Source organism: Desulfurispora sp., from assembly GCF_052744395.1.
On the sequence record NZ_JBRAJI010000060.1, the window covers coordinates 1 to 12,386 of the forward strand.

The window sequence follows — 12,386 nt, forward strand, 5'->3', positions numbered from 1 at the left end:
CTGGCCGCCCGGGGCGCCCGTGCCGGAGGCCGCCCGGCCGCCGGTGCCGGTCTGCCCGGTGATGACGGTATCGCCCTCCTGCAGTCCGGATTTTATCTCCACATTCAGGTCGTCGCTTAGCCCCACCTGCACCCGCCGGGGCCGGGGCTGGCCGCTTTCCAGCACCAGCACGAAAGCCCGGCTGCCGGTGTTGTCCGCAGCGGTTCCCTGTATTCCCCCAGCGGCCTGATCCGCCTCTGCACCCCCGGCTCCTACCTTTCCGGGTGCTGAAAACTGCCCGGCACTCTGGCTGCTGTTTTCCTTTGCTGCGCTGCCCTGGGGATTTCCTGGCCACCTCTCACTACCCGCAGCATTACCGGCGGGTTGCCTGTCCGCACTGCTGCGCCCCGCCCCGGCCAGAGCGGCACGACGGGCCGCCAGGTAGGAGCCGGCGAAGTCCAGGGCGGTTTGGGGCACAGTGAGCACATGCCTGGCCTGGCCGGTGATGATGTTCACCGCCGCCGGCATGCCCGCCTTCAGCCCGCTAAAGTCTTCTATTTGGATTTCCGCGCCGTACATCTGCACATTGCTCACGGTGCTGGCCATGGGGTCCAGGGAAACGATGCGGCCGCGAAAAGTGCGGTCGGCATATGTATTGACGGTAAAAGTGACCTCCTGGCCCACCTGTACACGGCTAATGTCGGCTTCATTGATCTGGGCGGTGAGCTTTAAGGCGGTGGAGCAGAGGATGATGCCGAACTGGGAGGAGGTAGCCGTACCCACCGGCGGCGCGCCGCCCTGGGTCCACTGCCCCACACTGCCGTTGATCTGCATCACATAGCCGTCGAAGGGCGCCACGATGTGGGCGCCGTTTAAATTGCTCCGGGCCATCTCCACCTGGGCCCGGGCCGCCTGCACCCGGGCGGCGGCCGAGGTCAGCTCGGCCGGCTGGCCGGTGCTGGCCTGGTTTAAGCGGGCGGACTGGTAAGCGGCCTCGGCCGCCCGGTAGCTGCTCTGGGCGTTTTCCAGCTCGGCCTGGCTGACGGCGCCCGCAGCGTACAGCTCCTGGTAACGCCTCCAGTTGTTGCGGGCGTTTTGCAGGTTGCTTTCGGCCTGGGCCAGCTGGGCCGCCGCGCCGGCCAGCTTCTGGGAACGGGTGGCCGCCAGGCTTTCATAGGTGGCCTGAGCTTCGGCCAGACCGGCCTGGGCGCTGGCCAGCTGGGCCTGGAGGTCGTCGTCGCGCTCTTTGGCCAAAAGCTGCCCTTTCTGCACCCGGTCGCCCACTTTCACACTGCAGCTTTCCACATAGCCCTGGCTTTTAAAGGTGAGCGTCACCTGCTGCTCGGGCTCCACCGTACCGCTGGCGCTGATGGTCTGGACAATGTCGCCATAGGCCACCGGCCGGGTGATGTACTGGCCCTCCACCTCACCGCCGGACACAAGCCGCCAGGCGATAACGGCAGCCACCACCAAAAGCAGGGCAGCCGCCAGCCAGATGCGGCGGGCGGCCGCCAGTGGCCAGATTTTTTTCAGAAATGACGGTACTCTGGACAAGGCGCCGTCCACTCCCCCCGGTGGAATTTTTGGGCATCATTTTAAAGCTAAGCCTAGCGCGGACCGGCCGGGCAAATGTGGGAGAAATGTTAAGATGAGATTAAATAAATGTGGGAAATTGTGGACAGAGGGCCTGTCCGAAAGCGATCCGCCGGCATTTTTACAGAAACTGGCCTCCCTGCCGGCACACCGGGCCTGATACGACATATTATTGACAGTCAGCTGAAGCGAAATAGTTTCCTGAAAAAGGAATTTAAGAGCCCATGGCCGCCACTGCACAGGAGCATGGCCGGCTGTGTTATATGTGTTATAATAGCAGTGCCGGCGGTATCCGGCACGGCCCTGAGGCGCCCGTTTTTTTCGGTCGACCCAAAAGGGCGGTATCTCCAGCTTTAGCAAAGGGGAATGAGCAGAGTGCTGCCGGTACATGTGCAGGTGCTGTTCTGGGATGTGGAAAAAGAACTGCGGGAAGGAATCTGGCTGGAGCTGCCCGAAGCTGCCCGGGCGGGAGACCTGCTGGACGAGCTGGCCCGGCGCTATCCCCTTTTTGCCCGGGAGGTGCCGCCGGGCCAGTTGGTGCTGCTGGTGGGCGGCATCGCCGGGCGGGACAGGCAGCGGCCGCTTACGCCGGGCGACCGGGTAGTCATTTTCCCGGCCATCAGTGGTGGTTAGCCAGGTTTTTCTGCAAGCTTAAAGGGAATAGCTGGCTAACCAGAGCGGGCCTCACCTGCCTTACTGTCAAGTCCAGAGCACTGACTGTATATTGGTATTATTTCAACTATTTACACAATTAGTCCACCATGTTACTATTGAGAAAAATTGCCTGCGAGGTGAAGCCAGTGACCAAAGAGCGTCCCCTGTGGTGGGCGGAAGAACCTTTTAACCGCACCCTGGCCCTGGCTGCCGGGGCTAGCAGTGTGCGCGGGCTGCAGACCGCCTTTTTTGTGCCGCGCATCCTGGCCGGCGCCCAGGCCCTTAATATGCTGCAGAGCGCCGTGGCCGGCATTGCCGCAGCGGCCCGCGTGCTGATCATCACCGACCAGGTGGTGCGCCCCCTGGCCGAGCGGGTAGCAGCCGCTTTGCGCCCAGCCGGCCACACGGTGGAAATTTGGGACGGCGTGCTGCCCGAAGTGCCGGTGGAGCTGGTGGAAGAAGGGGCCAAAGTGGCGCAGGAGTTTGCCCCCCGGTTGATCCTGGCCGTGGGCGGCGGCTCGGCCATTGACGCCGCCAAGATGATCTGGGTGCGCTACGAAAAGCCGGACTTCGACTTCCGCCAGATCAATATATTGGAGCCTCTGGGCCTGCGCCAGAAAGCCCTGCTGGCAGCCGCCCCCACCACGGCGGGCACGGGCTCGGAAGCCACCGGCGCCGCCGTGCTCACGGAAGACGGGCAAAAGATGTCCACCACCCACTACGAGCTGGTACCCGACTTTGCCGTGCTGGACCCGGCCTTCACCGCCGGCCTGCCGCCCCAACTCACGGCCTACACCGGGCTGGATGCCCTGTCCCACGCCACGGGCGCTTTCCTCTCCCACTGGGCCAACGAGTTCACCGACCCGCTGGCTTTGCAGGCCATCCGCCTGGTCTTCCAGTACCTGCCCCGGGCGGTGGCCGACGGGGGCGATCTGGAGGCGCGGGCCAAGATGCAGCTGGCTGCCTGCCTGGCCGGCGCCGCTTTCGGCAACGCCGCCTGCGGGCCGGATCACGCCCTGGGCCACGCCTTTGGCAAACTTTTTGGTGTGCACCACGGTGCCGCCGTGGGACTTTTCACCCCCTACACCTTTGGCTTTCTGGCCCGGGTGAGCGACCGCTACCAGCAGCTGGCCGACTTTTTAGGCCTTCCGCCCGCCCCCGCCCGGGAACGGCTTACGGCCCTGTTCCGGCACTACGTAGACTTCACCCGCACCGTGGGCGGACCGGTCACCATCAGCGAGCTGGGGATCACCCGCCCGGACTTCGCAGCCCGTCTGCCCGAACTGGTAGAACTGGCCCTGGCCGACGGGGTGAGCTTGCTTTCCCGCCGGCCGGTCACCGCGGAAAATTACCGCCGCCTGTTCCAGTACGCCTACGACGGGCTGCCGGTAGACTTTTAAAGGGGGGCCTGAAAAATGCACGGATATATGGGCAAAATTGCTTATGTGGACTTGAGCCGCCAGCAGGTGGAAATCCGGGAGCTGGACCCGGCCCTGGCCCGCAATTATCTGGGCGGCAGCGCCCTGGCCGCCCGCCTTTTTGTGGAACTGGGCGCACTGGATGCTGCACCGCTGGCGCCGGAAAACCCGCTCATTTTCATGACCGGGCCGCTGGTGGGCACAGTGGCCCCTTCCACCTCGCGCTTTGCCGTGTGCGCCCGCTCGCCTCTCACCGGCATCTGGGGCGAGGCTACCTCGGGCGGCGTTTTCGGCGTGCGCCTGAAGATGGCCGGCCTGGACGGGCTGGTGATCACGGGCCGGGCCGCCGAACCGGTATACCTGCACGCTACCAACGGCAGCGTGAGCATCCACCCGGCCGGCAACCTGTGGGGCCTGGACAGCTACGCCACCCAGCAGGCGCTGAAAGCGCAGCTCCCCCGGGCCAGTGTGGCCTGCATCGGCCCGGCCGGGGAAAATCTGGTGCCCCTGGCCGCGGTATTAAACGACGCCGGGCGGGCGGCCGGGCGCGGCGGCCTGGGTGCCGTGATGGGGGCCAAGAATTTAAAGGCCGTGGTGGCCGAAGGGCAGGAAAAGGTCACCTACGCCGACCAGAGCACCTTCAAGATGGTCAGCGAGTTTGCCGCCGCCCAGGTGCAGGAGGCCACGGGCACGCTGCGCCACTACGGCACGCTGGGCTATCTGGATGTGGGCTTTTATTTCGGCGATGTGCCGGCCCGCTATTACACGGCGGGGCTTTTCCCGGCCGAAAAGGTCACCGGTAAAAAGCTGCGGGAAGATTTTGTGGTGAAAAACAGCGCCTGTTTCGGCTGCCAGACCGCCTGCGGCCGGCGCCTGAAGCATGAACGGGACGGGCAGACCATTACCGTAGACGGGCCAGAATACGAGACCGCAGTGGCCTTCGGGCCGCTCTGCGACAACTACGACCTGGCCAGCGTGGTGGAAATCAACCACCTGTGCAACCAGCTGGGGCTGGACACCATCTCGGCCGGGGCCAGCATCGCCTTTGCCATGTACCTGCAGGGGGAAGGACTGGTGCCGGCCGAGCGCTTTGGGCGGGCCATCCCCTGGGGTGACACCGTGGTAATGAAGCAACTGGTGGAGGACATGGCCTACCGGCGGGACTGCGGCCAGCTGCTGGGCCAGGGCACCAGGGCCATGGCCGCCGCCCTGGGCGTGGACCCGGAACTGGCCGCCCAGGTCAAGGGCATGGAGATGCCCATGCACGACCCCCGCGCCTTTGCCGGCCAGGCCCTCTCCTACGCCACCGGGCCGCGCGGTGCCTGCCACCTGCGGGGCGACTTTTACCTGGTGGACCTGGGCCTGTACACCGATGAAAAAACCGGCCTTGTGCCCGGGCCGCGCCATTCTTTGAGCGGCCGGGTAGAGGCGGTAATCCGGCTGCAGGACATCCGGGAGCTGGACAACGCCCTTTTGCGCTGCGTCTTCGCCTCCCTGCCCGTGGATGCCACGGCCGGCCTGCTGGGGCTTTTGACCGGCCAGCCCTGGACGGCGGAGGATTTGCTCCGGGTGGGCGAACGCAGCTTCAACTTAAAGCGGCTTTTGAACAACCACTGGGGAGTCACGGCGGCCGACGACCGCCTGCCCCGCATTTTGAGCCAGGCCTACGCCGATGGCGGTGCCGCCGGGCAGGCTGTGGATCTGACTGCCGCCCTGGTGGAGTATTACGCGCTGCGCGGCTGGGACGGCAGCGGCCGGCCGGGCACAAACAAACTGGCCGGGCTGGGGCTGAGCGAGCTGGCGGGCAGGCTTTAATATCATCCTGGCCTGTATGCCGCAGGTGCGGCACCGGCGGCAATTGGGGAAGGCTATGTTTAAAAAAGTTAAACATTTGTTTTCAAAGATTTAATCACTACAACAACGGCGGGCCTATTGCGCCCGCCGCTGTTTGTCAATATAATTTAATTAACCGAGTAGTAAAATACTGTCACCACTTACCCATGTGGGGCAACTGCGCTCGAAAGGGCGCAGGCGCAAAGCCACGGGCCTAAAGCTTTCATGCCATGGTCGCCGGGCCGCCGGGTACTTTCCGGCGGCCCGTTGTGTTATTTTGAGGGAGGTGAACAAAAGGAACAAACACCGCCGGGCAAAGACATGTTTTACTTAACACGTCCGGCCATGCTGCTGGACAAAGGCAGGCGCTGCCTGGCGTATGTGCACGTTCCGTGTTACTATGCGCAGCTAACACGCATCTTTCTAGCTAGCTTGCTGACAGAAAACCAATTTTCTAAAACCAGTATTTTTCGTATAAAACCCGCTCAGCGGCAGCCCGCACCACGGACTGCCCCCCAAAACACACTGACAAGGAGGCAAAACCCCATGTGGAAAAAGCTCACCCAAAAGCGGCGCCGGGGCTTCACCCTGGTAGAACTGCTGGTGGTCATCGCCATCATCGGCATCCTGGCCGCCATCATCGCCCCCAATGCGTTTAAGGCGATTGAGAAGGGCAAGGTAGCAAGAGCAGAAGCAGATTACAAAGCAATTAAGGCGGCAGCATTAAACTATTATACCGATACAGGCCAATGGCCCGCCACCCCTAGCACAGCTGGAAATGATCCGAAACTTGTAGATGGCACTAGCGCACCTACCGGTTGGAATGGTCCTTATCTTGAGAGATGGCCTAACAAAAACCCCTGGGGCGGAATATACAATTATGCAGCAAATGCTTCTGCAATTGCTAGCTTAGGAATTGATACCGACGACAAGTATATTATACTTACATCTGTTCCCGCTTCTGCCCGCGACCGTTTAGAAGCTGATTTGGACGGAGGAACAGCAGACAATGATAGTGGAACAGTTAGATATAATTCCTCTTATGACAATAATGTCTACCTGATAATCTCTGAGCAATAAAATACCCCCTCCTGGCAGCCCCACCGGGCTGCCAGGTCTCAACAAACACCCTTTTCACCACCCTCCGACAGCCAGCCGGGAGGCATCTGCCATGTTGCTCAGCTGTTTGAGAAACTGTATCGATTCCAGCATTCACAAAGACCAGCAAAGGGCATTTTGCCACTACAAAAGCATCCGGGAAAGCATTAAAAAAGAGCTATCTTCCCTGGACAGGGAGTCCCTGCAGATTTTAAAAGAAAGTCTACAGGTTCAAAAAATGGCCAATGAAGAGAATAAGTTTGGTTATTCCCTGGCCTTCTTGGTAGTGGTACCATTAATTATATCAATAGTCACTTTTCTGGCTCCGTTTATGACCGAAATGTACAGTCTGGCCAGTTCTTTTATTTCAGCTTTTTTGACTACCACCAAGCAGCCTGCGCATGAATTTACCACGTTCTACAAGCAATTTACCACCTTTTTTGCAAAACAGATGATTTGGATCTGGGTAATGATTACTATTTTATCAGCAATTATGAGCGGTTTAATCTACTGCTTCAGTTATTACACAAAATGCCAGCGATATCTATATGTCAGCTACAAATTAGCAGTGATAAAAGAACTATTATCCAGCAATAATAGCCATCACCTTTAACACCTTAAATTATCCTCACGCAAGGGCCCCGGCCTCTGCGTCAAAAATACCGCCAGCCGGAACAACATCTCCCGTAAAGGGGTATTCGTTGATGCTACAAATCCTACTCGAACAGCTTTGCTCCAAACAAAAGCCCCGCCGCCCCGCCTTCACTCTGGTGGAGCTTTTAGTAGTCATCGCCATCATTGGCGTACTGGCCGCTATTGTGACGCCCAATGTTTTCCGGGCGGTGGAAAAGTCCAAGATCAGCCGCAGTGTGGCCGACTTGAAGGCCATCAAGGGGGCGGCTCTGGCTTACTACGCCGACACGGGCGTTTTTCCGCCCAATGATGATGATGTGGCGGGCGCCGGTCCTTCTGCACCGGGCAAGCGGGGGATCTTTTTTTTGCAGCAATCGGTCACCATGTCCTATGACCCGCCCGGCGATCCTGCCAGCTGGAACGGCAATGTCTGGAACCCCGCCGGCTGGAACGGCCCCTATCTGGAAAAATGGCCCCAGGCCCAGTACTGGGCGGGCAACCACGGTGGCACCTACCAGTGGCAGGGCGTTTACACCTACGGCTCCACCCCTCTGGACTTCAACAATGACGGCGTGGCCGACCCCTGCATTGAGCTGAACTTCGGCGGCTCCGGCTTTACTGACGCCCAGATTTCCGCCATTATGAAAAATATTGACACCGCTCTGGACGACGGCGATCTGACAAAAGGCATGTTCCGTTACCGCCCAACTACCAGCTGGCCCCAGCACACCGCTTATTACTGTGTGGCTTACAGCAACTGATAGCACTCTTTGCTGGCGGCCCTTACAAAAAGGGCTATTCTCTGCAGCAGTGGCAAAGGGGTATTTTTTAATGCTTCAACTTATTCTTAAGCAGCTCTTTTTAAAACTAAACAGGAATAACTTTCGCCCCGCTTTCACCCTGGTGGAACTGCTGGTGGCCATCGCCATCATCGGCGTGCTGGCCGCCATCATCGCCCCCAATGCGTTTAGGGCGGTGGAAAAGGGCAAAATCGCCCGGGTAATAGCTGACTTAAAAGCTATCAAAACTGCTGGCTACAGTTATTATGCCGATACCGGCGATTGGCCTACCGCAGCGGGCACCAATGGAATGGGCTATTTTATTTCCCCACCGTCGGGAAACAGCAACTGGAACGGACCTTATTTAGAAAAGCTGCCTGCCAATACACCCTGGGGTGGCAATTATAGCTACTGGAAGGCACCTATAAGTGGGACAGTTTATGACGCCAACAACAACCCCCATTCAGTAAACAATACCCTGTGCACTGCCGTTACTATCAGTAACTTCCCCGATAGCGCCATCCGTGATGCAGTGAATCGTCAAATCAGGGAAAGCATTGGCTATTCTTATACAGGTTATCAATCAGGATTTGGTTATTATATAACTGTGATAATCTGGATGGATGACATGTAATCCAATCATAAAACACCACCTGCTGAGCGCTAATCGCACTTGCACCTGGAAGCCCCCGGAATAATTCCAGGATCTCCCAGAGAAGACAGTCCCTCATTACGTTAAAGCATTAAAGTATCATTCTAACTTAATCCCGTCACTCCTGGCAAATCTGCCAGGCTGCCAGTTCCTCCCAGAAGGGGTCTGACCACTCAAAACCAAAAAACCACCGCCGGGCTGGCGGTGGTGTGGGTTTGTGGAACCTAATGGACAATTTTCTTTTGTAGCTCCAGTACTTCTTCCAGGGGCAGGCCAGTAATTTTGCTCACCAGTTGCGGGTCTAATCCCTCCCTGAGGGCAGCCAGGGCGCTTTCCCGGGCTTTTTTGAGTTCGCCCCGGGCTAAACCCTGAGCCATACCCTGAGCTATGCCCTGCTGTATCCCCCTTTGCTCGGCATCGGCCATACTTTCCGCCAGTATCCGCTCAATGTTGGTCACCATCACCTTTCCCTCCTCTGGCCCGGCTTGTTGCAGTATTTCCTCTACCCTGGCCTGTTCTTTCTCCGATAGATATGGTGCAATAATTTTGCGCAAAAAGGTTTTAAACCGCTGAAAATCATCGGGGGTCATCTGGCTGAGTACGCGCTGCAGCCGGCGCAATGTTTTGAACACCTGCTTTAAGTTCCGGCTTTTGTCCAGCATGAACACGGCGGCCACCAGGTTGGCCAGGCGCATCAGCTGCTGGTCGCTATAGCTTTGTACACTGATTAGCTCATAGTTAAAATTAAGCAGATGCCCGGCAAACTGCTCATTTCCAGCCAGGATGTCCTGAAAAGATGTGGCCGCCGTCCAGCGGGGCCGGCCGTTGTACAGCACCAGGGGTACTATGGCCGGCAGACGAAAGTTTTTACTGTCCCGCTCATTTTGCGATGTGTTGCTATACGCTTCCCGCCAGATTTCCACCATGTACAGGAGCAGGCGAAAGGGCATCAGGTAGTCCACTGTGGACTGCAGTTCCAGCAGGACGTAAAAGATAACGTCGTCTTCGGTGCTTTTCAGCCGGTAGACTATGTCGGCCTCTTTATCGGCAAATTCCTGGGTGATGTAGCTCTTATCCACCAGAACCAGGCTCCGGGGGTCTATGTTATGCACCCAAGGGGCGGGCACAAAGCTGCGCAAAAGCTGCAGGAAGGTTTCCTTGTTTTTGAGCAAAAACTTGTAGCCCTTGTCGTGCGGCTGGTGGACGGGCTGGGGCATCTTAAGGCGCACTCTTTTGTGGTTTTGATTATACCACAGGGGCTGCCATGTGAAAAGTTTTAATAAAAAAAGGAAAACCGCCGGCCTGGCGGTGGTGTGACCGGCGGGGTTTAATAATCGCACTCGCACCTGGAAGCCTCCCCGGAAGGCTCCCAGTCTCTCCCAAAAGGAGGACAGTCCCTCACTGCGTTAGGAGTTGGTAATGATTTATCCCTGTGTTTTTTCCACCTCCGGACACCTCCAGCTATTAATTTTCCTTTATGAACACCTTACTGGTCGATTATACCATATAATTTTTTGCTTTAGGCTATGCATGATTTTTCAGCAAAGATATATCGGGCCAGCAGTCCGGCTGCACCGCCCGCTTTGCGGAATATTTCGGTGTCTCCGATTACCACAAAGGCTTCGCGGGCGCGGGAGACAGCTACATTCAACATGCGCACATCACTGTTGAAGAAATAATCTGTACCGTCGCTGCAAGTATAAACGGGTGAGAATATGACCACGTCCCTTTCTGCGCCCTGCAGGGCGTGGATAGTTCCTATGGTGATGCCACGCAGTGGCGCGTATTTTTCATTACTCCGCAGGGCTTTTAGGAATTCCCGCTTCTGAGCGGTGAAGGGCACTACGACAGCTACTATTTCCTTAAGCGCTTTATCCGGGCCGTAGGTGGTGAGCAGGTAATCCTTCTTCTCCATCAGCCATTCCAGTATAAACACGGCCTCTTTTTCGTTTTTGCGACTGCTGCCCGCCCTGCTGGATACACCGTCAGCAAAATGAACAGCGCTGAAATGAGGCAGTGCTCCGGGTTTAAGCTGGTCACCGCGCAGGGGCAAAAGTTGACCCCGGTAGACCAGCTGATTGCAGTAGTCGATAATGGTATCCAGACAGCGCCGGTGTTCTCGTAACCACATACCGCGCTCGCTATAGGGTTCACCGTTTTCGTTTTGAAAACGGTAGGGGCAATTGCGACCCGCTATGAGCATTACACTGCCGCCCTGGGCTGTAACTCCTTTGCTCTGCAATTCCGGGTATTCGTCTTTGCTGCTGATAAGACCGACACGCAGCAGGTTGCCCTGGTCAACAAATCGGGTGATGTTGTACACTGGTTCAATTTGCCAGATGTCGCCGACCACCACCGCTTTTTTGGCCAGGGCCATTGTGGCGGCGGCTATTTCCGGGGAGACCTGCCCGGCCTCGTCGATAATCAAAAGGTCAATTTCTTCCCAGAGGGGCTGGGAGTAAAGGTTTTCTCCCTCCCGGTACCAGCAGGTGAACATGGCCGGTGCCATGTACAGGGTGGACACCAGGCCGGGCGTCAGCATGGCGTAGCGCCGCCATTTGCTTCGCAGTTTTTCTTCCGGTGTTACCTTGATATTTCTCTGGTACATTTCATGGGCTTTTTCCACTTCCTTGAGCCAGCGCCCCTCCCAGTAATGGGTGGCCAGCAGAAAGGAACGATAGCGCAGTTCGGTATCGCATTTGTTTTGGATTTCCTCAACAGCGGGTAATGTGTTTTTGCTGCTCTCGTCAATGATAGCCAGTTCGTCTTCCAGAAGCTTTATTTCTCTTTGCAGTCGCTCAATCTGCTGGCTGCAAGCCAGCACAGCTTCCTCAGCTCGCTTCATATTGTTTTCGCTTTTTTCCAGCATCCTGGTAAGTGTGCCGGATAGTTCACTGTTAATTGTTTTTCGTCGCTCGCCCAAAAGCAACTGGGCCAGCCAGTACCTAAACCGCCTGATTATACCACCCTGTACTGCATGGTTGCTGATATTGCCCTGTACCATCCGGTAGGTTTCCAGATATGTTTGTTCAGCTTCGTTGTATGATTGCTTTTTCTGCTCCAGTTTTATTTTCAGCGTCGTTTCTTCCTGATGCAGTTCATCTTTCCGGGCCAACAGTTCTTGTGTCAGATTATCCAGGCTTCCATATTTGGCTTTGATCTTTTCCAGTGCAAGCGCTGTCTGCTTTTGGGCGCGAATTGCTTCCAGATATTGCTGGATTGTCTTCTTGAGTCCGAGCTGATTGTTTGTCAGCTCAGTATGCAGTTTTTTAATGGCCTGGTCTATGGTTTTGATTTCGCAGCCATAATATTTGCTGCAACACTGCAGATAGTGTTCTTTTGCCGACAAGAGGTATTCCCGGCTTTCTTTTTTGGCCATAAACCCGCTGGTGGCCGGAAATTCGCTCTTTGCTGTTGCTATCTGGTATTTCTGGTTTTCCTGACGCTGGGCAGCATACTGTGATGGACAATACAGTCCATAGCTGGTTATACCCGGCAACCAGCGGGAAGATAGCAGGGTATCGGTTTTGGATACTTTTCCAAAGCTGTCAATCATATTGGTGACGGCCTGGTTGTTGGCAGATACAGTCAGCATAATCGGTGGTCTGGTCTGCTGGATGGCTGCATCTACCCAGAGGGTGGCAATCAAGCTGTGGACAAGGGTGGTTTTCCCGGTTCCCGGCGGGCCGTTAACTGTAGATCGTAAAATAGAATTGACCCCCGCTAGTCAAGTAAAACTGACCCACC

At 57.0% G+C, this 12,386-nt stretch carries 10 protein-coding genes and 1 riboswitch; of the genes, 7 read left to right on the plus strand and 3 right to left on the minus strand.

The genetic code is table 11. The annotated features are described in order from the left end of the window. Positions 1–1,533, minus strand: a 1,533-nt coding sequence (locus ACUVTU_RS12310) for an efflux RND transporter periplasmic adaptor subunit (protein WP_445890257.1), incomplete at its 3' end; no start/stop codon positions are given. Positions 1,534–1,938: 405 nt separating this feature from the next. Here ACUVTU_RS12310 and ACUVTU_RS12315 point away from each other — a divergent pair. From ACUVTU_RS12315 to ACUVTU_RS12345, 7 genes are all read left to right on the plus strand, one after another. Then, positions 1,939–2,205: a MoaD/ThiS family protein gene (locus ACUVTU_RS12315; protein WP_445890258.1), complete on the plus strand. Its 267-nt coding sequence runs from the start codon at positions 1,939–1,941 to the stop codon at positions 2,203–2,205. 167 nt (positions 2,206–2,372) lie between these two features. Further along, complete coding sequence (locus ACUVTU_RS12320; RefSeq protein WP_445890259.1) at positions 2,373–3,626, plus strand: iron-containing alcohol dehydrogenase; 1,254 nt, start codon at positions 2,373–2,375, stop codon at positions 3,624–3,626. Between the two features lie 15 nt (positions 3,627–3,641). Continuing rightward, positions 3,642–5,459, plus strand: coding sequence for an aldehyde ferredoxin oxidoreductase family protein (locus ACUVTU_RS12325; RefSeq protein ID WP_445890260.1), 1,818 nt, complete (start codon positions 3,642–3,644; stop codon positions 5,457–5,459). A 181-nt stretch (positions 5,460–5,640) separates the two neighbouring features. After that, positions 5,641–5,727, plus strand: a riboswitch (cyclic di-GMP riboswitch). Positions 5,728–6,023: 296 nt separating this feature from the next. Beyond that, the gene (locus tag ACUVTU_RS12330) at positions 6,024–6,557 is read left to right on the plus strand and encodes a prepilin-type N-terminal cleavage/methylation domain-containing protein (RefSeq protein WP_445890261.1); all 534 of its coding nucleotides are present in this window, start codon (positions 6,024–6,026) and stop codon (positions 6,555–6,557) included. 91 nt (positions 6,558–6,648) lie between these two features. Then, positions 6,649–7,188 carry a hypothetical protein gene (locus ACUVTU_RS12335; protein ID WP_445890262.1) on the plus strand — a complete coding sequence of 180 codons (540 nt, stop codon included), beginning with the start codon at positions 6,649–6,651 and terminating at the stop codon, positions 7,186–7,188. Between the two features lie 91 nt (positions 7,189–7,279). Further along, positions 7,280–7,969, plus strand: coding sequence for a type II secretion system protein (locus ACUVTU_RS12340; RefSeq protein WP_445890263.1), 690 nt, complete (start codon positions 7,280–7,282; stop codon positions 7,967–7,969). Between the two features lie 70 nt (positions 7,970–8,039). Further along, the gene (locus tag ACUVTU_RS12345) at positions 8,040–8,621 is read left to right on the plus strand and encodes a type II secretion system protein GspG (protein WP_445890264.1); all 582 of its coding nucleotides are present in this window, start codon (positions 8,040–8,042) and stop codon (positions 8,619–8,621) included. A 242-nt stretch (positions 8,622–8,863) separates the two neighbouring features. On the opposite strand, the gene ACUVTU_RS12350 is transcribed toward ACUVTU_RS12345, so the two are convergent. Further along, the gene (locus ACUVTU_RS12350; protein WP_445890265.1) at positions 8,864–9,856 is read right to left on the minus strand and encodes an Rpn family recombination-promoting nuclease/putative transposase; all 993 of its coding nucleotides are present in this window, start codon (positions 9,854–9,856) and stop codon (positions 8,864–8,866) included. 302 nt (positions 9,857–10,158) lie between these two features. Beyond that, the gene (locus tag ACUVTU_RS12355) at positions 10,159–12,234 is read right to left on the minus strand and encodes a DEAD/DEAH box helicase (RefSeq protein ID WP_445890266.1); all 2,076 of its coding nucleotides are present in this window, start codon (positions 12,232–12,234) and stop codon (positions 10,159–10,161) included. Positions 12,235–12,386 lie beyond the last annotated feature (152 nt).

What these genes read in the sequence shown, in the direction of transcription:
- ACUVTU_RS12315 (WP_445890258.1), top strand. Translation starts at nt 1,939, where the DNA reads ATGAGCAGAGTGCTGCCGGTACATGTGCAGGTGCTGTTCTGGGATGTG.
- ACUVTU_RS12325 (WP_445890260.1), top strand. Translation starts at nt 3,642, where the DNA reads ATGCACGGATATATGGGCAAAATTGCTTATGTGGACTTGAGCCGCCAG.
- ACUVTU_RS12330 (WP_445890261.1), top strand. Translation starts at nt 6,024, where the DNA reads ATGTGGAAAAAGCTCACCCAAAAGCGGCGCCGGGGCTTCACCCTGGTA.
- ACUVTU_RS12335 (WP_445890262.1), top strand. Translation starts at nt 6,649, where the DNA reads ATGTTGCTCAGCTGTTTGAGAAACTGTATCGATTCCAGCATTCACAAA.
- ACUVTU_RS12340 (WP_445890263.1), top strand. Translation starts at nt 7,280, where the DNA reads ATGCTACAAATCCTACTCGAACAGCTTTGCTCCAAACAAAAGCCCCGC.
- ACUVTU_RS12345 (WP_445890264.1), top strand. Translation starts at nt 8,040, where the DNA reads ATGCTTCAACTTATTCTTAAGCAGCTCTTTTTAAAACTAAACAGGAAT.
- ACUVTU_RS12350 (WP_445890265.1), bottom strand. Translation starts at nt 9,856, where the DNA reads ATGCCCCAGCCCGTCCACCAGCCGCACGACAAGGGCTACAAGTTTTTG.
- ACUVTU_RS12355 (WP_445890266.1), bottom strand. Translation starts at nt 12,234, where the DNA reads ATGCTGACTGTATCTGCCAACAACCAGGCCGTCACCAATATGATTGAC.